Source organism: Streptomyces sp. enrichment culture, from assembly GCF_964273255.1.
In the GTDB taxonomy this organism is placed as follows: domain Bacteria; phylum Actinomycetota; class Actinomycetes; order Streptomycetales; family Streptomycetaceae; genus Streptomyces.
Genome location: NZ_OZ186835.1, coordinates 2,231,482 through 2,251,969, shown reverse-complemented (window position 1 = coordinate 2,251,969; position 20,488 = coordinate 2,231,482). Strand labels below are relative to the sequence as shown.

Sequence of the window (20,488 nt, the reverse complement as noted above, 5' to 3'; positions counted from 1 at the left end):
CGGAGGGTTCTGCCGCGCGGCCGGACGCTACGGGTTGAGCCAGTAGGTCGACAGTTGGTAGGCGCCGTCGGGGCGTTGGATGACCCGGTATCCGACGTCGTGGCCGTCGATCTTCACCGATCCGTCGAGCGGGCCGCTGAATCCGGGGGTTCCGGCTCGGGGAACGGTGCCGCCGTCCCTCATGTACGCGTAGACGTCCGAGACGATCGCCTGCTCGATCTGATCGGGTTTCAGGTCGGTGGTGCGCAGGTCGTTGGTGACGCCGCCAGGTCCGGTGTGGGCCCGGTCGTAGCCGTGACCGGTGTTGAAGTGCCACTGGTCGTCGCCCACCTTGGCGGAGCGTTTGAGGTCCTGTCCCTCGCCCTTGGACGTGTACTCGCCGATGGTCGGGCCGTCGGTGTTCGAGTACGGCGACAGGCCGAAGGGGTCGCACAGGGTGTGCGGGTTGGACACGTAGGCCACCGGGTTCGGTGCCGGCGAGAGACCGAGGGGGTCGGGGGACGCGTAGCGGGCCGTGGCCGGGTCGTAGTAGCGGAAGAGGTTGTAGTGGAGTCCGGTCTCCGGGTCGTAGTACTGGCCGGGGAAGCGGAGCGGGGTGTAGGCGCTGCTGGTCCGGGTCCAGGCGGTGGTTCCCCACAGGGTGGTGCGGCTGCGCCAGGCGATGTCCCCCATGGGGCCGACCAGTTCGGTGGGGGCGCCGATCAGGTCGGTGACGATGGCGAAGAACCGGCGGTCGATCTCCTTCTGCCGGATGTCCGGGGAGAGAATCCGTTCGGTCTGGGAGAGCGGCACGAGCCCGCGGTGTTCCCAGGTCACAGCGACCGGGCGGGGGGCATCGGCGGTGACGGTGACCTGCTCGCAGAGTGTGGGGCCGTCCCACGTGAAGCGGACCTCCTCGACGACCGTCCCGCCGTCCGGGCCGAGGCGTTGCTTGGCGGTGCGTCGGCCCAGCGGGTCGTAGCGGTAGCGCCAGCGGGTGCCGTCGGGGGTGACCACGGCGGTGAGGCGGTTCTCGGCGTCCCAGGTGTAGCGCCAGGTGTCCGGCTTCCTCGAGAGGCGGATCTTCTGGCGCAGGACGACCCGGCCGGCGGCGTCGTGCTCGAAGCGGACGTCGCCCGCGCGGGTGATGGTGGTGCCCGTGTAGGCACGTGTGCCGGTCGCCTCACCGCCCGGGTGGGCCCTGGGCCAGGTTGCCTCGGTCTGGTTGCCGCTCGCGTCGTAGACGTACCGCTCGCTCCAGTCGGGGGCCTGGACGGCGGTGACCCGGCCGGCGGCGTCGAGGTCGAAGGTGCGCGTCCCGGAAGAGCGGTCGGAGGTGGCGACGAGGTGGCCGTGGGCTCCGTAGGTGTAGGTGCGCTCGTCGAGGGTGCGGGAGCCGGCGGTGAGGCGCCCGCCGGCCAGGCGGCCGGCGCTGTCCCGGTCGGAGGTCTGCGTGATGAAGCCGTCGAAGGCTCGTCGCACCTCTCGTCCGGCCGCGTCGTGCGTGAAGGTGATGTCGTGGTCGCCGCAGGTGACGCTGGTGGGGCGGCCTGCGGCGTCGTGTGCGTACCGCGTGACCAGTCCGGTCGGGGTGGTGCGGCGGGTCCGGCGGCCGAGGGCGTCGTAGGCGTACTCCAGGGCATGGCCGTCGACCATTTCGGTCTTGAGGCGTCCGCACCGGTCGTAGCGGCGCACCAGCCGGCTGTCCGGGCCCGACGCCTGGATCAGGCGGCCCGCCCGGTCGTAGGAGTGGACGGTGACCTGTCCCCCGGCCTCCCTCCGGATCAGCCGGCCGAGCTCGTCGTAGGCGTACGTGGCGACGGTGCCGAGGTGGTCGGTCCTGGTGGTGAGCTGCCCGGCGGCGTCCAGGCCGTAGGCCACGGTGCGGCCGTCGAAGTCGGTCTCGCGGACGAGGCGGCCGGCCCGGTCGTACTCGTACGTCCACACGAGGCCCTGCGGGTCAGTGACCCCGACGAGCCGGAGATCGGCGTCGTGCTCGAAGACGTAGCGGGCGCCGTCGGGTTGGACTCGGGCGGCGAGCAGGTCGAAGTGGGTGTACTCGAACCGGGTGACGCCTCCGGTCGGGTCGGTGTGGGTGAGGCAGTTGCCTTCGCCGTCGTAGGTCCACGACTCCGTCGTGCCGTCGGGGCGTGTGCGCTGGGCGAGCCGTCCGTCGGGGTGCCACCGCAGGCGGGTCACTCCTCCGGCGGGGTCGACGACGCGGACCAGGCGGCCGAGGGCGTCGCGTTCCAGGCGGGTGGTGCCGCCCGCCGGGCCGGTCACGGTCACCGGCAGGCCCTCGGGGCCGCTGTCGACGGTGGTGGTGGCACCGAGTGCGTCGGTGACCGAGGTCAGGAGGCCGGCGTCGTCGTAGGTGTAGCGGGTGGTGTTCCCGGCCGGGTCGGTGACCGCGGTGCGGTTGCCCCGCTCGTCGAACTCCTGCAGCCACCGGGCGCCGTCCGGGTCGTGGCGCTCCACGGGCAGCCCGAGTGGGCCGCGCGTGACGCGCAGTTCGGTGCCGTCGGGGCGGACGACGGACAGGAGCCGGTCCTCGGCGTCGTAGGTGTGGACGGTGGTGCGGCCGAGGGGGTCGGTGCGGGTGAGGAGGTTGCCTCGTGTGTCGTAGGTGTAGCGGGTGGTGTGGCCGAGGGGGTCGGTGGTGGCGATCACCCGGCAGCGGTGGTCGATCAGGTGCCGGGTGGCGTGGCCGGCGGCGGTGGTGAGGGTGGTGGTGCGGTGGCCGGTGTCCGGGTCGGGTTCGGTGTAGGCCAGGGTGATCTGGACGTGCCCGGCTTCGCCGCCCTCCGCCACGACACGGTCACGGTCGTCGTAGGCGTAGTCGTAGCGGCTGCCGTTGGAGTCGATCCAGGCGGTGACGCGGCGGCGGTCGTCGTAGACGAAGGTGGTGGTCGCGCCGGAGGGTTTGGTGACGGTGGTGAGGTTGCCGTCCTCGTCGTAGCCGTAGGACATCAGCGGCAGATCGGCACCGTCCTCGCCCCCGCCGGCCAGGTGCAGTGCGGTGATCAGGCCGTCGGCGGAGGCGAGGTCGATCCGGCGGCCGGCCGAGTGGACCAGGGCCGTGGGCAGGCCGTCTCCGGCGCGGTCGACGGTGACGGTATGGCCGTTGCGTTCGGTGAAGCAGGCCAGCCAGGCGGTTCCGTCGCCACCGGGTTCGGCGTCGGGCGGGGCGGTGAAGCGACGGGTCAGGCCGGTGTCGGGGTCGGTGAGCGTGTAGTCGCCGTCCGCGTCCCGGGCCAGCAGGGTGCGGGCGGGGCCGGACTCCGGGCGGGTGGCGGTGCCGGGGGCGGGGTGCGGATAGGTGATCAGCAGCCCGTCGGCGGTGACGTGGACGATGCCGACCGGGTCGACCTCCAGGCGCTCGTCGACGGTGGAGGTCCAGGACGGCCCCAGGAAACGGCCGGCCGTGCAGCCCGACTCGGTGCGGCGGGTGAACACCAGCGGCAGGATGCCGGGGATCTCCACGTCCGTCTGCGGCAGGAACATACGGCCCGAGGCGAGGTCGACCGGGTCGGTGCCGTCGGTCGTGCGGTCGCCGTCCGGCCGGTTGTGGGTGCCGTCGGGCGCGTCGTCGACCAGCCTGCGCACCCGGGCCGCGTCGGCCGCGTCGGCGGCGACGCGCACCCCCTTGACGGCGGCGCCACCCCCGCCCGTGGCCACGGTCAGCGCCACGTCCGGCAGCAGACGGCCGAAACCCTCGTAGGGGTCCTTCGTGAAGTCGCTGACCATCTGCTTGCCGGTGCCGACCGGGTCGTTGGCGGCCAGCACCAGCCCCGCGGCCAGGCTGTTGAGGCTGGTGGCGTATTCGGCGGGGTGGGTCAGGTTGTACGGGTCGAGGGGGTTGATGCCCCGCACGAAGTTGAGCAGCCCGGCGGTGCCCTTGATGACGCCGCCGCCGACATGGTCCCCCATGATCTGGAACTCCTGGAGGCCGTCGCCGAGTTGCTCCGTGTACGACGGCTTCTCCGGCGCCATGTCCCGGGCCGCGCGCACCGCTGTGCGGGCCGTCTCGGCCGCGGTGTTGCGCTGCTTGCGGGCCTCGGCCAGGATCTCCTGCGCCTCTTTCATCAGCTTCTTGCCCGGGTCGTCGAACGTCGGAGCCGGGCAGGGCGGAAGCGTGGAGGGGTCCCGCTTGTCGGCGGGCAGGGCGTTGTAGCGGTCGACGGCCTTGTTGTAGGAGTCGACCTTCTTGCGGTGGGCGTCGGCGGCGTCCTCGGACGCCTTCACCCCGTCCTTCCACTTCTCGATCGCCGTCTGCGCCTGCCCCTGCGCCCAGGTCACGGTGGAGGCGAACGACTCCAGCGCGGCGGCGGCCTTCTCGCAGGCGTCGGCGCCCTCGAACCACTTCGGCGGCTGGGTGCTCACCGCCTTGCGCAGCGCCTCGGCCGTCTCCCCCTTCAGACGGGAGGGGTCCAGGCCCTTCAGGCCGCCGCCCGCGTCGTCGAACGCCTTCTGGAAGCCGCGCAGTTTCTCCGCGGTGGAGCGGATCTTGTCCGGGCTTCCGTGGACCAGTTTCGTCTTGTCCTCGGTGTCCCCGAGGTCCATCTCGTCGACCTCGGCGCCCATCCGGTTCGCGACCGAACGGGACTGCTCGCGCACCCAGTCCGCGCCGGACTCCCAGCCGACGTCGTCCAGCCGGTCCGCGGTCCAGTTGCCCGCGCCCTCGACCCTGTCACCGAGCCATTCGACACCGTCCTCGACCGCTTCCTCGACCGAGTCGGGAGTGATGTCCTTGATGAAGTCGCCGATGCCCACGCTCAGTTGCCTCCGCCGTCACCCGGACCGCCCTGCTGCTGCGCCTGCTGGGCGCGTTCCTCGGGCGACGGACCGAACGTCTCGTCCAACGCCCGGTTCCACTCGTTCTCGTCGATGCCCAGCCGCTCGTTGAGCCACTCCGCCTGCTGTCCGCCCCGCCCCTCCGTGAGCAGCGAACGGCCGGTGTCCTTCCAGGTCTGCTCGATCTCCTCACCGGCCCGCTCGAACGACTCGCGGCTCCAGTCCGGGTCGAAGGCGTCCGGCGTGAACACCTCACCCCAGCCCTGCTGGGCGATCTCCTCCTCGGAGGCGTGCGGGTTGCCGCCCATCAGGGCGTTGACCCCCACCTTCAGCGAGCCGGCCACGTACTGGTCGTGCTCCCACAAGGTGCCCGCCGCGAGGCCGAGCCGGTTCGCGATCTGGCTGGCGTCGTTGACCAGGGCGCGCACACCCCACTCCCACCGCTCGCAGAAGTCCTCGAAGTCCACCGACAGGCCGTGGTGCCCGGCCTCCATCCCCGTCATCGACAGCCCGGAAAAGCCCTTGCCCATGATCGAGCCGGTGGCACCGCCCAACTCCCCCAGCCCGTCGATGGTGGCGCCCACGCCCTTGGTGAACTTCGCCACCGAGGCGGCATCGAGATTCAGATCCACATCGTCAGCGGCCACGGCCGTGCCCCTCCCCGTCCGAGCCGACGGCCCCGGCGTCCACGGCAGCTTCGCCGGGCACGATCCCCGTGACCGGCGGGAAGAACATCGACCCGTCCTCGGTCGCGATGTCCACCGCCAGCCCGGCCGGCTCCCCCAACCCCGGCACGATCTCGTCCACGATCCGCGCACCCAGCAACGCCGCGTAGTCCAACGGCCCTTCCGTCATCCCGCGCTGCTCCGCGAACCGGGCCAACGCCGCCTCGTCCGTGAAGCCACACACCCACCGCACCCCACCCGAATGCGCGCTCCACAGGCGGCCGTCCACCGACGGCACCAGCAGCACCGACCGGCGCATCTCCCCCACCAGGGCCCGCGGATCACCGACCCCGGCCCGCTGTTCCGCGATCCGCTCGGCCAACGCCGTCCTCGCCTGCTCCATGCCCCGACCCGCTCCTCGCGCTTCCGACAGTCCCGGCGCCTCACGTTCGCATCACGCCGGGCTCGCGGGCCCGGCACCGGACCCCGACCCCGACCCCCTGATCCGCCCTGATCCGAACGAAGGGGCCCCAGGGAACCCTAAGAGACGACGCACGGGACGGGGCAGGCGGTTCTTGTGCAGGAACGGTTCACAGCGGGCCGGAGTTGCTCAGCGTCAAGGCCCGGACGCCTACGGGGCCGGAGGCACGGGCCCGTCCCCGTACGGTCCCGGGGGCCGGGTAGGGCCGGGGCCCTCGCCGGGCGGGTCGGATGCCCATGGAGGCCGTCTCGATCGCCGGGCTTCACTCATGGGTGAAACTGACCAAGCCCTACTGGACCGCCGAGCAGCCCAGCCCCTCCGGCGCCTCGCCCGTCGCCGGTTCCGACGCGCCCGCCGGGAAGGCCGTGCGCAGCGTGAAGGCGTACGGGGTGGGGCCGTGGGCGCGCAGGTGGAGGACGCGTGCCTCGGCCTCCGCCACCGTCGGGCGGCGTCCCGCCGGGACCCACCACAGGGCGACCATCGCCTCCTCGACCCGCTCGAACCACTCGCGGCGCCGGGCGAGCATCTCGCGGTGACGGCCCCGGTACATGAACGCGGTGAGCGCGTCCGTGTCCCGCCACACCGACAGGTTGACGATCATCCACCGGTCCCCGAAGACCGGCACGTCCGTCGCGTTCCCCGCGTCCCCGACCAGGCGCCACACGAAGCCGTCGGCGGCCTCCGCGTCACCGTTCACCGGGTCCAGCGCGTCGACGAAGTCCTTGAGCCGAGGGGAGTCCAACGGGGCCAGCAGACGGGCGATGTTCACCTGGGCGAGTTCGTGCACGGCGGTTTCGGTCATGCGGCGGACCGTAAGTCGGCCCGGCGTCCCTCCGGTACCCCCGTCTCGCCCAGTGAGCACATCAAGTGCGCTATGGCGAGGCTGAGTTGAGGACCGCTTCCATCACCGCCCGGGCGACGGGCGCCGCCGTTCCGCCGCCGCTGATCTCGCGCCGGTTCGCCGCCGCGTCCTCCACCACCACCGCCACGGCCACCCGCGCCTGCGCGTCCCGCTCGCCCTGCGCCCAGGCGACGAACCAGGCGTACGGAGTGCCGGAGTTGCCCAGGCCGTGCTGGGCGGTGCCGGTCTTGCCGCCCACCACCGCACCGGGGATCGCGGCATTGGTGCCGGTGCCCTTCTCGACCACCTCGCGCATCAGCTCCTGCATCCGCCGTGCCGTCGAGGGGTGCATCGCCCGCCGCGCCGGCCGCGGCCCGGCCGTCGCCACCGTGCTGCCGCCCGCCCGCGTGGACCGCTCCACCAGGTACGGCTGCCGCACCTGCCCGTTGTTGGCGACGGCCGCCGCCACCATCGCCATCTGCAACGGGGTGGCCCGGGTGTTGTACTGGCCGATCGAGGACAGGGCGAGCTGCGCCCGGTCCATCGTGGTGTCGAAGGTACTGCGCGCCACGGAGAAGGGGATGCGCAGGCCGGCGTGGTTGAACCCGAAGCCGTGCGCCGTGGCCGTCATGTCCTCCAGCCCGGTCGTCACCCCCAGCTTGGCGAACACCGTGTTGCAGGACCAGACGAACGCCTCCCGCACCGACGCGTCCGCGCAGCCGCGGGAGGAGTTCGTCAGCCCCGTCGTCGTCCCCGGCAGCCGGTACGGCTCCGGCGAGTCCGTCGGCGCGTCCAGGTCCTTGACGACACCCGCGTCCAGAGCCGCCGCCGCGGTCACCACCTTGAACGTCGACCCGGGCGGATACGTCTGCCGCACCGCGCGGTTCAGCATCGGCTTGTCCGGGTCGGCGTTCAGCCGCGCCCAGGTCTCCCGCGCCTCAGCCCCGTTCCCCGACAGCGGCTGCGGGTCGTACGACGGCACCGACACCAGCGCCAGGATCCGCCCGGTCGACGGCTCCACCGCCGCCACCGCGCCCTTGCGCGAGCGCAGCCCCTCGAACGCGGCCCGCTGCGCCGCCGGGTGGATCGTCGTCTCGACGTGACCGCCCGGGCTGCGCGAGCGCGTGAAGTCGTTCCACAGCGGCAGCGGCGCGAGCGCCGGGTCGGTGCCGGACAGCACCCCGTCCTCGGTGTGCTCCAGCAGCGTCGTCCCGTACTCCTGGGAGGCGAACCCGGTCACCGGGGCGTACAACGGCCCCTCGGTGTACGTCCGTTCGTAGCGCAGGTGTTCCCCGGTGTCCCGCGAGCCGGTTACCGGCCGGCCGCCGACGAGGATGTCGCCGCGCGGCTGGTCGTACCGGGCGATGGTCTCCCTGCGGTTGGCCGGGTTGCCGTCGTAGGCGTCGGCCCGCAGCACCTGGACGCGGGCGGCGTTCACCAGCAGGGCCACCAGCAGCAGCGCGCAGAAGAGCGCCGCGCGCCGGATGTACGGCGTCACCGCAGCCCACCTCCCTCGTCCTGACGGCGCGCGGAGTCGCTCAGCCGGACCAGCAGCGCCACGATCGCCCAGTTGGTCACCACCGACGAACCGCCCTGCGCGAGGAACGGCATCGCCATGCCCGTCAGCGGGATCAGTCCCGTCACCCCGCCCGCGATCACGAACACCTGCAGCGCCACGATCGAGGCCAGCCCCACGGCGAGCAGCCGGCCGAAGGGTTCGCGCAGCGCGAGCCCCGCCCGGTAGCCGCGCTCCACCAGCAGGCCGTAGAGCAGGAAGATCGCCGACAGTCCCGCCAGGCCCAGCTCCTCACCGGCCGTCGCGAGGATGAAGTCGGACTTCACCGCGAAGCCGATGAGCACCGAGTGCCCCTGGCCCAGACCGGTGCCGAGCAGACCGCCCTCGGCGAACGCGAACAGCGACTGCGCGATCTGGTTGGCGCCCTCGCCCGCCTCGATCGACGCGAACGGGCTGCGCCAGGTCTCGATCCTGCGGTGCACGTGCGGCTCCAGCCGGCCCACCGCCAGCGCCCCCAGCGAGGCAAGCAGCAGCCCGACCGCGATCCAGCCGGTGCGGCCGGTGGCGACGTACAGCAGGACCACGAACAGGCCGAAGAACAGCAGCGAGGTCCCGAGGTCCCGCTCCAGCACCAGGACGCCCACGCTCACCAGCCAGACGGCGACGATCGGGCCCAGCACCCGCCCCGTCGGCAGCCGGAGCCCGCCCACCCGGCGTCCGGCATAGGTGAGGGCGGCGCGGTTCGCCGCGAGATACGCGGCGAAGAACACCGCCAGCAGCACCTTCGCGAACTCGCCGGGCTGGATGGAGAAACCGGCGACCCGGATCCAGATGCGGGCGCCGTTCACCGCCGGGAACAGGATCGGCACCGTCAGCAGCACCAGCGCGGCGGTGACACAGAGGTACGTGTAGCGCTGGAGCACGCGGTGGTCGCGCAGCACCAGCACCACCGCGATGAACAGCGCCACCCCCAGCGTCGACCACACCAGCTGGGTCGGGGCCGCCCGGTCCCCCGGCGTCTCCAGGTCGAGCCGGTAGATCAGCACCAGACCGAGCCCGTTGAGCAGGACGCCGATGGGCAGCAGCAGCGGATCGGCGAGCGGTGCCCGCAACCGCACCGCCAGATGGGCGACCAGCGCGAGCACGCCGAGCCCGGCGCCGTAACCGGCGGCGCCGGGCGGGACGGAGCCGTGCCGGGCGAGGCCGACCGCGCAGTACCCGTACACCGACAGCAGGACCGCCAGGACGAGCAGGGCGAGTTCGATCCCGCGGCGCCCGGAGGGGCGGACGGCGGGCGGGGACGGGTCGGCCGTCGCCGGGGTGGTTCCGGCCTTGCTCATGTCCGGAACCTACCCATGGGGGGTGTGCGCGTCCGGCTCATCAGCACCAGCGTGGCGCGGGCCCGATGTTGTCGATGTAGCGTGCGGCTCCCCAGGCCCAGGTGCCGTCCGTGAGGAGGTACCAGAGCGGGTTGCCGTTCACGTTGTCGCCGGGGACCTTGCAGAAGATCGAGACGACCTCGCCGCGGTGCGCGTACCGGATGACCTGCGAACCGCGGGTCGGCGCGCTGCGCAGGGCCAGCCGGTCCGCCGTCACGACACCCCGGTACGCGCCCTGGTCGCCGTGGCCGCCGCCGCTCATGTGGCCCCAGTCGCCCTGGCCGCCGGTGCCGTTGCCGCCCTGCTGGTTGCCCTGGCCGCCGGTGCCGTTGCCGTTCTGCTGGCCCCAGGTGTTGTTCCCGCCCTGCTGGTGGGTGCCGCCGCCCTGCTGGCCGGAGCCGCCGTCACCGTTGCCGCCGTTGCCGCCCTGCTGGCTCCACGGGGTCTCGTCGGCGGGGGCGGTGCCGGCGCTCGCGACGGCCGGCGTGACGGCGGTCGCCAGCGCGAGCGCACCGGCCGCGAGCGCTATGGGCAGCCGGCGGGTCAAGGGGGAGCGCAGGGACATGGCGATACCTCCATATGAGGTCGAAAGCATGGAAAGCTGACTTGTCGCCACATTAGGAGCCGACGCGGGGACCCCGCCCGCCCTGCTGCGCCATCGGAGAAGCCGTCAGGTCACTCCACCGGCGGTCGCGGGCGCCTCCTGAGGCAGGGTCAGCCTGGCCACGGCGCCGCCCTCCGGAGCGTTCGACAGCTCCAGCCGGGCACCGAGCACCTCGGCCTGCCCCAGGGCGATGGTCAGGCCCAGCCCGTGCCCCTTGGACCCGCTCTCCGTGCGGAACCGCTGCGGCCCGTGCGCGACCAGGTACTGCGGAAAGCCGTCCCCGTGGTCCCGCACCGTCACCACCGGCCCGTCGACGGTCAGCGTCACCGGCCCCCGCCCGTGCCGGTGCGCGTTGGCGACCAGGTTGCCCAGCACCCGTTCCAGCCGCCGCCGGTCGGTCTCCACGGCGGTCTCCCGCACCACGACGACCTCCGTGTCCGTCCCCGACCCCCGCACCACCCGCCGGGCCAGCTCCCCGAGCCACTCGGTGTCCAGCTCCAGCCGCTCCCGGCCGGCGTCCAGCCGGGAGATCTCCAGCAGGTCCTCGGTGAGGGTGCGCAGCGCCGCCACCCTGTCCCGCACCAGCTCCGTCGGCCGGCCCGGCGGCAGCAGCTCGGCGGCCGCGTGCAGGCCGGTCAGCGGGGTGCGCAGCTCGTGCGCCACGTCCGCCGTGAACCGCTGCTCGGCGAGCAGCTTGCCCTGCAGCGACGCCGCCATGGTGTCCAGCGCGGCGGCCACCGCCGCCACCTCGTCCTGCGGCCGGGTGCGGTCCCTGGCCCGCGGATCCTCCACCCGTGCGTCCAGATCGCCCGCGCTGATCCGCCGCGCCACCCGCGCGGTGGTGTGCAGCCGCCGCGTCACCCGGGTCACGGCGAAGGCGCCTAGCAGTAGCGTGGTGCCGATCGCCAGCCCCGAGGACCACACGATGGCGCGGTCCAGCCCGTCGATCGTGCGCTCGCCCTGGGAGTAGTCGACCCACACCGCCAGCGCCCGTCCACCGTCCAGCGGCCCGGCCGCCCACATCGCGGGCCGCCCGTCGTGCTCCGCGACCATGGTGCCGCGTTCCCCGGACACCGCGAGCCGGCGCAGCTCGCCCGGCAGCTGCTCCGGGTCCACCCCGGCGTGGCGGCGCGGCGACTCCCCGGCCTGGTACGCCTCGGTCGCCTCCGCCAGCCGCCGCAGCGCCAGCTCACGGGCCTGGCCGACGGTCTGGTCGGTCACCTGGACGTGCACCAGGATCCCGAGCAGGGCGGCCAGCGCGCAGCACATCACGGTGATGAAGACGGCCGTCTTCAGGGCCAGGGGCCCGGCCCAGCGGGGGAGCGCGCGTCTCACCGAGCGACCGCCGGGGACTGCGAGGAGCGGGCGGACGAGAGATCCCTCGACTCCGGGGACACGGAGGGCGCCGAGGACCGCGAGGGCTCCGGGGATACCGAGGGCTCCGGGGACGCCGGGGACGCCGAAGCCGGGTCCGGAGGCCGGGGGGACGCCGAGGACCCCGGACGGGCCGACGTGTGGGTGCGCAGCATCTCGTCGTGCGTCAGCAGCATCGCCCGCTGGTCCGGGTCCCAGGTCCACTGGAGCCGGTACTCGTACCCGGCGACCTCGGAGGGGGAACGGATGATCACCGACCGCCGGGCCAGCTCGACACCGCTCAGGGCGTCGTCGTAGGCCATGATCCGCGTGAGCCGGTTCCGCCCGGCGGTGTAGACGCGCACGGCGGTCAGCTTCTCCGGCAGCAGCCGGAAACCCAGCGTCAGCTCCTCGCGGCCGTCACCGGTGAGGTCGCGGTAGTACGGCTCGAGCACCGGACAGCCGTCCTCGCCCTGCCGCGCACCGGGTTCCGCGGTCCGGGGGCCGCCGGCGCAGTCGGCCATCCGGCGGGCCGTCTCCCGGAAGGGTGCCGCGTCGCCCTCGTAGTCGTCCGGGTGGGCGGCGATCTCGGCGCGCACCACCGCGACCGGGTCCACCGCGCGGATGTCGCCGCCGGGCACGGTGACCCCTTCGATCACCTCGGTGTCCACCTCGCCGAGGTCGAACGCCGGGCTCGACGCGGGCGTCAGTTCCGGCCACAGCCGGGCCGGACTGATCGCGGTGGGCGTCGCCCCGGCCCCGCGCAGCCTCCCGTCGTCACCGCAGCCCGCGAGGGCCGCCGTCACCAGCAGGAGACAGGCGGTACGGCGGACGGCACGCTGACGGCGGCTGGCGGGCACAGCACTCCTGGGTTCGTGGGCCGGTGCGCACACACCTTATTCGCGAGGAAGTCCCCTTTTGGGTACCGGGTGGCCCTGCGGCGCCCGGGGGAGCCCCGGGGCCACGGGGGCGGCTGACCAGGCAGGCCGCCCGGTCGGCGGGCCGGGCCCGTCGGCGGGCGGGGCGGGCCGTGGTGGCCCGGCCGTGGCGGGTGGCGGGTGGCGGGTCGTGCCGGAGCGGGCGGGCGGCGGGCCGTGGTGGGGCGGGCGGGCGGTGGCGGGGTGCCGCCCCGGCGGGTGGCAGGCCCCGCCTCCCGCCTCCGGCCTCCCGTCTCCGGCCTCCCGCCCCCGCTCCCTGCCGGGGAGCCGCCCGTCCGGCGATCCCAACTGCTCCCCACGGCGGCCGGGTTCTTGCCCCTGGAGCACCGCGGCTGGTCCCATGGACGTGGGGTGATGGTGCATGGACCGACTGCGCGTCATACCGATCCGGCAGCACGGCCGGGAGCGGCTGTACGTCTGCCGCCCGGACGGCGGCCACCTCGCCTGGTACGACCCGGAGGCGGGCCGGGTCGACCTGCGGAGCGCCGATCAGGAAGAGGCGGTGCTGACCGCCCTCGGGCCGTTCCTCACCGGCCCCGTGTCGATCGGCCCGCCGCCCGTGCCCACGCCCGCCGAGCTCGCCCGCCTGTCCCTCCACCCCGACGACGACCTCGCACCCAACCGTCCCGGCGAGGCGCTGCTGGTCGCCCTCGACCGTGCCCCGGGACGCGCGCACCGCCGGTTCCTCCGCGGCCCCGATCCGCGCCGCAGGGCCCTCGACGCGGAGCAGACGGTGGGGGAGGCCCTGGACCGGCTGGAGGACGCGGGCTGGCACACCCTGCACTCCGTCCCACTGCCCGGCGGCGACCGGATCCACCACCTGCTGATCGGCCCCGGCGGTCTGCACGCCGTGCACACCCTGGACGCCCACCGGCAGCGCGTCTCGGTCGTCGACCCCCGGGTCGCCGTCGGCCGCCGCGAGCCCCGGCCCCTGCTGCACCGCGTCCGCGCCGACGCCTCCCGGGCCTCGTACGCCCTGACGGCCGAGGTCGGGGCGGTGCTGGTGGTGGTGGGCGCCTCCCGGCTCACGGTGCCGGCCGTCCCGCGCGGGGTGCGCGTCCTGACGGACGCGGACGTGGCGGAGCCGGCCCGCCCCGGCGGAGTGCTCAAGCCGGCCGACGTGGAGGCCCTGTACGCCATGGCCCGCGACCGGACCACCTGGTCACGGGTGTAGCGCGGGGTGACCGGCGCGCTCCCGGGCGGGGGCGGCCGGTGCGATGGCCGGTGCGATCCGCCGTGGCCACGTCAGGGCCGTGGCAGGGGGGCCGCCTCGGACGGGTCCAGCAAGGGGGCCAGCAGGTCGCCGTGGTCCTGGAGGCGGGGTGGGAGGTCCGGGGCACGGAACGCCAGTCTTTCGGGTGCCCGGCACTCCTCGACCTCCTCCCAGGTCACCGGAGCCGACACCAGCGGCTCGGCCCGCGCGCGCATCGTGTACGGCGTGGCCGTGGTCTTGCGGGCGGCGTTCTGGCTCCAGTCGACGAACACCTTCCCCGGGCGCAGGCTCCGCGTCATCCGGTGCAGTGCGAGCCGGGGCATGGCCTCCTCCGCCTCCACGGCGAGCCGCTTCGCGTACTCCGACACCTCCTCGGACGAGGCGCCCCGGACCGCGGCCAGCAGATGCAGGCCCTTGGAGCCCGAGGTCTTCGCGTACGCCTCGACGCCGTCGGCCGCCAGCCGCTCCCGGAGCCAGAGGGCGACCTCGCAGCAGTCCACGACGGTCGCCGGAGCACCCGGGTCCAGGTCGAACACGATCCGGTCGGCCTCGGCCGGGTCGTCGATGAGCCACTGGTGGGTGTGCAGCTCGGCGACCAGGTTCGCCGCCCACATCAGGCTCGGCAGATCCTGGAGCAGCACCATCCGCGCGGGGCCCTCCGACCGGGGCACTTCGGCGGTGGTGACCCAGTCGGGCGTACCGGGCGGCACGTTCTTGGTGAAGAACACCTGGCCGTCCGGGCCGTCCGGGTACCGCAGGAACGACACCGGCCGGTCCCGCAGATGCGGCAGCAGTACGTCGGCGACGGTCGCGTAGTAGTGCAGGACCTCCGCCTTGGTGAACCCCGTGGCGGGATACAGCACCTTCTCCAGATTGCTCAGCGCGAGCCGTCGCCCCTCCACCTCGGTGATGGGCGCCATACGATGAGAATCCCACGCAAACCGGGGCAAGCACCCCAGGAGTGATCGGCAGACGACCGGAAAGGTGCTCACGTGAGATCCATATGGAACGGCGCGATCTCGTTCGGCCTGGTCAGCATCCCGATCAAGCTGGTGAACGCCACGGAGAGCCATGCGATCTCCTTCCGCCAGATCCACACCGAGGACGGCGGCCGGATCCGCTACCGCAAGTTCTGTGAGCTGGAGGACCGCGAGGTCAGCTCGCAGGAGATCGGCAAGGGCTACGAGGACGCGGACGGTTCGATCATCCCCATCACCGACGAGGACCTGTCCCAGCTCCCGATCCCCACCGCCCGCACGATCGAGATCGTCGCCTTCGTGCCGTCCGACCGGATCGACCCGCTCCAGATGAGCTCGGCGTACTACCTCCAGGCGAGCGGGGCGCCGGCGGCCAAGCCGTACACCCTGCTGCGGGAGGCGCTCAAACGCAGCAACAAGGTCGCCATCGCCAAGTTCGCCCTGCGCGGGCGGGAGCGGCTGGGCATGCTCCGGGTGGTCGAGGACGCCATCGCCATGCACGGTCTGCTCTGGCCCGACGAGGTCCGCGCCCCCGAGGGCGTCGCCCCCGACACCGACGTCACCGTCCGCGACAAGGAGCTGGACCTGGCCGACGCCCTGATGGACACCCTCGGGGAGGTCGACCTGGAGGACCTGCGCGACGAGTACCGCGAGGCGGTGGAGGAGGTCATCGCCGCCAAGGCCGCCGGGGAGACCCCGCCGGAGATGCCGCAGCCGGAGCGGGAGGGCAAGGTGCTCGACCTGATGGCGGCGCTGGAGAACAGCGTCCGCGCCGCCCGCGAGTCCCGCGGGGAGGAGGACGCCGAGGTCAAGCAGCTCCCGCAGCGCAAGACGTCCCGCTCCTCCGCGAAGGAGACCGGCGGGAAGAAGTCCGCGTCCACGGCGAAGAAGGCGCCCGCGAAGAAGACGGCCTCGGCCTCGTCGTCGTCGGCGTCGAAGTCCGGCGGGAGCGGCAGCGGCGGCGGCAAGTCGGGGGCGCGCAAGTCGGCGGCCAAGAAGACGTCGTCGGCGAAGAAGACGGCCGCGAAGAAGACCCCGGCCAAGAAGACGGCGTCCCGCAAGCGCTCCGCCTGAGGCACCGGCCGGGCGAGGGACCGGCGGGCCGCCGGGACGGAGGGCCAGGGGGCGGCGTCCGTGCGCGACGGCACCTCGACGCGGTCCGTCCCGCGCTGCGGCCCGGGCCCCCGAGGGGACGCCCTGCGGTGGCCCGGCCACCGCAGGGCCGTGGCCGACGGTGCTCCGGGGCGACCCCCCTCCACCGCCGACCGCCTGCACGCCTCGGCGGCGGGCCCGCTACCGGGCCCGCTCCCCGGCCCGTTACCGGGCCCCCTACCCGGCCCGCCGCAGCGCCAGCACCGCGTTGTGGCCGCCGAACCCGAACGAGTTGCTGAGCACCAGATCGCCGTCGTCGGGCAAGGCACGCGGGGTGCCCCGCACGACGTCCAGGCCGATCGCCGCGTCGACCTCGGCGCAGCCCACCGTCGGCGGCACCACCCGGTGGTGCAGGGTGAGCGCGGCGGCGACGGCCTCGACGCCGCCCGCCGCGCCCTGGAGGTGCCCCAGGTGGCCCTTCAGCGCGGTGACCGGCACGTTCCGCCCGCCCAGGACGCTCCGCAGGGCCCGCGCCTCCGCCAGGTCGCCGTCCACCGTGGCGGTGGCATGGGCGTTGACGTGCACGACGTCCGCGACCCGGCCCCCGGCGTCCCGCACCGCCCGGCGCAGCGCGAGGGCGATCCCGTCGCCGGACGGATCGGGGGCGGCGACGTGGTGGGCGTCGGCGGAGAGCCCCCACCCGGCGGCTTCGCAGTAGACGCGTGCCCCGCGGGCCCGCGCGTGCTCCTCGGACTCCAGGACCAGCACACCGGCCCCTTCCCCGTTGACGAACCCGTCACGGTCCGCGGCGAACGGGCGCGACGGCGGGGCGACCGAGGGGTCCCCGTCCGCCAGCGCCCGCATCGCGGCGAAGGACGCCATGATCGCGGGCGTCACGACGGCCTCCGCACCCCCGGCGAGCGCCACGTCGACCCGCCCGTACCGGATGCGGTCGACGGCCTGCCCGATCGCCTCCGTGCCGGAGGCGCAGGCACTGGTCACGGTGCGCGCCTCCCCGGTGATGTGCAGGTCCAGCGACACCTGCGAAGCGGCCTGCGACGGCACGGTCATCGGGGTGGTCAGCGGCGAGACCCCGCGCGGCCCCCGCTCCCGGAGCCGGCGGTCGCCGCCCACCAGGACGGACGCGTCCCCGAGAATCGCCCCGAGGCTCACCCCGACCCGCTCCGGGTCGATGCCGCTCTCGCGGGTGCCGCCCGGCGCGTACCCCGCGTCGGCCCACGCCTCGCGGGCCGCCAGCACCGCGAACTGGGCGGCACGGTTCATCCGCCGGGCGGCCTGCCGGGACAGCAGCTCCGCCGGGTCCACCGGCACCGTCCCGGCCACCCGGACCGGCAGGCCGTCGAACGCGTCGTCGGCCACCTCCCGTATGCCGTGCCGCCCCTGCAACAGTCCCTGCCACAGCGTGTCCGTGCCGACGCCGAGCGGGGTCACGGCACCGAGGCCGGTGACGACGACGCGCCGTCCCGCGCCGACCGTGGAACCGGCGTGGGCGGGCCGCGGCTCGTGCCGTACGACGTCGCCCGCGTGGTCCGCCTCGGCCGCCCACCGCCGCACGTCCGCGTCGCTCACGGTGTCCGTGCCGACGGCGGGGGCGGGGGCGGGAGCGGGGTGAGGGGAGGAGGGGGAGGGAGAGGGGGAGAGATCGCCGGCCACGGAGGTGCCGTCGGCGCCGGTCGTGTCGGTCGCGCCGGCTGCGTCGGCTGCGTCGGTCGGGGCGGCCGGGCTGGCCGGGCTGGCCGGGTCGGCTGCGGGGGCCGGGGCGGTCGCCTCGCCGCCCGGCTCGTCCGGCTCCCGTTGCCAGGTGCCCCAGCGCCGTACGTACGTCTCCTCCGTCGCCTCGGGATCGACGGCGCGCAGCCGGGTCAGCCGGTCCCCGTCCCGGAACGCGACGCCGTCGAGCGGGGGCGAGGACGCCAGAGGCACCGCCGCCACATCCATCCGCCGCCCGGCGGCCGTCACGCGCTGCTCGCGCCGCAGCACCTCCTCGCGGTCCGTACCGCCGAGCGGCGGCCGCAGGGTGACCCGTATCACGTCGGGTGACTCGGGCAGGGTGTGCGTCACGACGTACCACCGGCGCCGCGTCACGTCGTCAGGGGACAGCGCGACGAGATCGCCCGGGACGACCTCGGCGGCACTCACCGGGTGCGGGTTCATGGGGAGTTCGTTGGTGCCGGAAGAGTGGGGCATGGGAGGACATGCTTTCTTTGGTCCGAACTGTCGTACTGATGACCGTTGCGAGTGAACTGCACGCATCCCGCCGCGACCACTGTTGAATGACGTACATGACCGTTTCGTCAGAATCTGAGAGGTTTCGGCGTGTACTGATCGACTGCGCAACTGGGCACGTGCGAGCCCCACTTACCCTCCGGTCGCCCCTCTCGTGTGGAACGGGTCACTCCCGGCCGCCCGTCCGCCCCGCCTGCCAAGAGCTCCCACCCCTCGTCCCCCCGGGCCGCGGCGCACCGGCGTGGCCTGCCCCTCCACGTGAACTCACCTCCTGAGCAACGGACTTGTGGCACCGGCCCGAGCCGCCGCTGTCCGCCCGTCGGAACGAGGGATCCTGGAACGCGAGTTCGGCGTCCTCTCAGGCGGGTGTGCTTCGATGAACGCGATCCGTGGGACTCGTCCGCGGGACGGGAGCGCCCGGGTCGCACGGAAGGACGAGGTCCGGTGGAGGGCATGACCGAGGACGAGTTCGACGCTTTCTACGCGGCCGCGTTTCCCCGTCTGACCGGGCAGCTCTACGCCTTCACCGGGGACCTGGGGGAGGCCCAGGACGTGGTCCAGGAGGCGTTCGTACGGGCGTGGGACCGGCGCCGCAAACTGGTGGCCGACGAAGCGCCCGAGGCGTGGGTGCGCACCGTCGCCATGCGGCTGGCGGTCAGCCGGTGGCGGCGCGCCAGACGCTGGCTGGAACTGATGCGCGGCACGCCGCCCCCCGAACCCGCGCCGGGCCCGGGACCCGAACGCACCGCCCTGGTCGCCGCGTTGCGCTTACTCCCGGAACCACAGCGCCGGGCCATCGTCCTCCATCATCTGTGCGACTTCAGTGTCGAGCAGGTAGCCTCCGAAACCGGTGCGCCCGTGGGGACGATCAAGGTCCGGCTGTCCCGCGGGCGGGCGGCGCTGGCGAGGCATCTGACGGTGGACGAGGCCGAGGAACCGGCCTGGAGGGAGGGCGGCCGTGTCGGATGAACTCGCCTCGGCCCTGCGGAGGCTGGCAGCCGACCACGAACTCCCGCCCACCGTCCCCCCGGCCCGCATCCGCTTCCGCGCGGTGCGCCGCGCCCGCCGCCGCCGTGCCACCGCCGCCGTCGGCATGACGGCCGCGGCCGCCTGCGCTGTCACCGCGCTCGCCTTCACCCTCCACCCCGGCGGGACCGCCGCCGCCCACCGCAGCCCCGCCGCGGGCTCCACGGCCCCCGCCCCGGCTCCCGTCGCCACCGCTTCCGCGAGCCCGGCGACCCCGGTACCGGACCCCACCGACGAGGACGTCCTCGACCTGCGTCGGCACACCCTCACCGTCGACCACCGCACCATGCGCGTCGACGCCCGGTCGGACGAGGCCGCCACCCTCCCCGCCGGCAGCGAACTCACCGTGGCCGCCAAGCACGCGGTCAAGGAACTCCCGGCCGAGGCCGTCATCAAGGACGGCTACGGCATCAAGGTCCTGTACGTGGTGGAACTCCGGGCGGCCGACCGGAAGGCCACCGTGTACGTGGGCGCCCGCGCCGACGCCTCCCTCCGCGGGAAGCTCGGCTGGACGGCCCTGAGCTCCACCGACGCGAAGTGGTTCTACGCCCACATCCGGGTCGGCGACCGCATCGACGTGACCTGACGAGGCTCGGCGGGACGCCCCGGCCGTCCCGCGCACCGGGCACCACGACGAGGCGGCCCGCCACCGTCGACGGACCGCCCCTGCCCCGTGCCCGGAGCCGGCCGGCCCCGCCCCCGTCAGACCGTGAGATCTGTCAGACCTGCTCGATCGGCCGGCCCTGCCGGCCCTGACCGGGACGGCATCGCTGTCAGCCCCACACGCTCGTGTAGTTGTACTGACGGTGGTAACGCGGCGTCCACAGGCTCGGGTAGGGCTCCTTGATGTTCCCGCACGCCCCCAGCTGGATCGCGCCGCGCCGTCCGGTGTCCATCAGGCACTTGCCGCTGGACGCCTCGACGATCTCCCAGTGGTCGTTGCCCTGGTCCACCCAGCGGAAGTACTGCCCCGGCCCCTGGCAGTGACCGATCACGATCGGGGTGCCGTCCGCCTGCGAGGCGTTCTGGGCGCCCAGACAGTACTTGCCGTAGACACCGATGAAGAACAGGCCGGGCGTGGGCGACTGCATGAAGTAGAACCGCTGGTGGAGCTTGCCCTTGCAGTCGAAGCGCTGGACGACCGCCCCCGGGTTCTGCGACGCGCCGCGCACGTCCATGCACTGCCAGGAGTACGAGGCCCGCATCTCGTAGATGGCGGCGTTGTCGATCCAGCCCGTGTAGCGGATCGGCGGATCGGCTGCCGTGGCCATGCCCGGGAACAGCATGACCAGCAAGGACGCCAGAACCGCGAGGATCCCCCCACGGCGCACACATCGAGCCACTGCGCTTCCTCCTTTGCCTGAATTCCGAGCGGTGAGGTGC

Annotated in this window: 16 protein-coding genes; 4 read left to right on the top strand and 12 right to left on the bottom strand. The window is 73.8% G+C overall.

What is annotated here, in order from left to right; all coding sequences use genetic code 11:
* Nucleotides 1-27 precede the first annotated feature (27 nt).
* The 9 genes from ACSU53_RS09525 to ACSU53_RS09485 all read right to left on the bottom strand — a co-directional run bounded on the left by ACSU53_RS09525 (nt 28) and on the right by ACSU53_RS09485 (nt 12,472).
* Nucleotides 28-4,752 carry a putative T7SS-secreted protein gene (locus tag ACSU53_RS09525; protein WP_437026401.1) on the bottom strand — a complete coding sequence of 1,575 codons (4,725 nt, stop codon included), beginning with the start codon at nt 4,750-4,752 and terminating at the stop codon, nt 28-30.
* A gap of 2 nt (nt 4,753-4,754) precedes the next feature.
* Nucleotides 4,755-5,420 (bottom strand): hypothetical protein, encoded by a 666-nt coding sequence (locus tag ACSU53_RS09520; protein WP_437026399.1) that lies wholly within the window; start codon nt 5,418-5,420, stop codon nt 4,755-4,757.
* Entirely contained in the window at nt 5,410-5,841 is a 432-nt protein-coding gene (locus tag ACSU53_RS09515; RefSeq protein ID WP_437026398.1) for a hypothetical protein, read from the bottom strand. The genes ACSU53_RS09520 and ACSU53_RS09515 overlap by 11 nt, the downstream gene beginning before the upstream one ends.
* A gap of 367 nt (nt 5,842-6,208) precedes the next feature.
* The gene (locus tag ACSU53_RS09510) at nt 6,209-6,721 is read right to left on the bottom strand and encodes a DUF3291 domain-containing protein (protein WP_437026396.1); all 513 of its coding nucleotides are present in this window, start codon (nt 6,719-6,721) and stop codon (nt 6,209-6,211) included.
* A 70-nt stretch (nt 6,722-6,791) separates the two neighbouring features.
* Nucleotides 6,792-8,258 (bottom strand): penicillin-binding transpeptidase domain-containing protein, encoded by a 1,467-nt coding sequence (locus ACSU53_RS09505; RefSeq protein ID WP_437026395.1) that lies wholly within the window; start codon nt 8,256-8,258, stop codon nt 6,792-6,794.
* Entirely contained in the window at nt 8,255-9,616 is a 1,362-nt protein-coding gene (locus ACSU53_RS09500) for an FtsW/RodA/SpoVE family cell cycle protein (RefSeq protein WP_437026393.1), read from the bottom strand. Before ACSU53_RS09500 ends, ACSU53_RS09505 begins: the two co-directional genes overlap by 4 nt.
* A gap of 40 nt (nt 9,617-9,656) precedes the next feature.
* Nucleotides 9,657-10,220 carry an SH3 domain-containing protein gene (locus tag ACSU53_RS09495; RefSeq protein WP_437026391.1) on the bottom strand — a complete coding sequence of 188 codons (564 nt, stop codon included), beginning with the start codon at nt 10,218-10,220 and terminating at the stop codon, nt 9,657-9,659.
* Between the two features lie 105 nt (nt 10,221-10,325).
* On the bottom strand, nt 10,326-11,594 hold the full coding sequence (locus tag ACSU53_RS09490; RefSeq protein WP_437026389.1) for an ATP-binding protein: 1,269 nt from the start codon (nt 11,592-11,594) through the stop codon (nt 10,326-10,328).
* Nucleotides 11,591-12,472 (bottom strand): hypothetical protein, encoded by an 882-nt coding sequence (locus tag ACSU53_RS09485; protein WP_437026387.1) that lies wholly within the window; start codon nt 12,470-12,472, stop codon nt 11,591-11,593. The genes ACSU53_RS09490 and ACSU53_RS09485 overlap by 4 nt, the downstream gene beginning before the upstream one ends.
* 439 nt (nt 12,473-12,911) lie before the next feature.
* Between ACSU53_RS09485 and ACSU53_RS09480 the strand changes: the two genes are divergently transcribed.
* Complete coding sequence (locus ACSU53_RS09480) at nt 12,912-13,724, top strand: nuclease-related domain-containing protein (RefSeq protein WP_437026385.1); 813 nt, start codon at nt 12,912-12,914, stop codon at nt 13,722-13,724.
* 71 nt (nt 13,725-13,795) lie between these two features.
* Here the strand turns inward: ACSU53_RS09480 and ligD are convergent, their stop codons facing one another.
* Nucleotides 13,796-14,683: a non-homologous end-joining DNA ligase gene (gene ligD, locus ACSU53_RS09475; protein WP_437026384.1), complete on the bottom strand. Its 888-nt coding sequence runs from the start codon at nt 14,681-14,683 to the stop codon at nt 13,796-13,798.
* Between the two features lie 72 nt (nt 14,684-14,755).
* Here ligD and ACSU53_RS09470 point away from each other — a divergent pair, with 72 nt between their 5' ends.
* The gene (locus tag ACSU53_RS09470) at nt 14,756-15,814 is read left to right on the top strand and encodes a Ku protein (protein ID WP_437026382.1); all 1,059 of its coding nucleotides are present in this window, start codon (nt 14,756-14,758) and stop codon (nt 15,812-15,814) included.
* 255 nt (nt 15,815-16,069) lie between these two features.
* Here ACSU53_RS09470 and ACSU53_RS09465 read toward each other — a convergent pair whose 3' ends face one another.
* Entirely contained in the window at nt 16,070-18,040 is a 1,971-nt protein-coding gene (locus ACSU53_RS09465; protein ID WP_437026380.1) for a beta-ketoacyl-[acyl-carrier-protein] synthase family protein, read from the bottom strand.
* 492 nt (nt 18,041-18,532) lie between these two features.
* Between ACSU53_RS09465 and ACSU53_RS09460 the strand changes: the two genes are divergently transcribed.
* Nucleotides 18,533-19,048, top strand: a complete 516-nt coding sequence (locus ACSU53_RS09460) for a SigE family RNA polymerase sigma factor (RefSeq protein ID WP_362091721.1) — start codon at nt 18,533-18,535, stop codon at nt 19,046-19,048.
* Nucleotides 19,038-19,691, top strand: coding sequence for a hypothetical protein (locus tag ACSU53_RS09455; RefSeq protein WP_437026378.1), 654 nt, complete (start codon nt 19,038-19,040; stop codon nt 19,689-19,691). The genes ACSU53_RS09460 and ACSU53_RS09455 overlap by 11 nt, the downstream gene beginning before the upstream one ends.
* Nucleotides 19,692-19,878: 187 nt before the next feature.
* Here the strand turns inward: ACSU53_RS09455 and ACSU53_RS09450 are convergent, their stop codons facing one another.
* A complete protein-coding gene (locus ACSU53_RS09450; protein ID WP_437026376.1) occupies nt 19,879-20,376 on the bottom strand; it encodes an RICIN domain-containing protein in 498 nt (165 codons plus the stop codon).
* Nucleotides 20,377-20,488 lie beyond the last annotated feature (112 nt).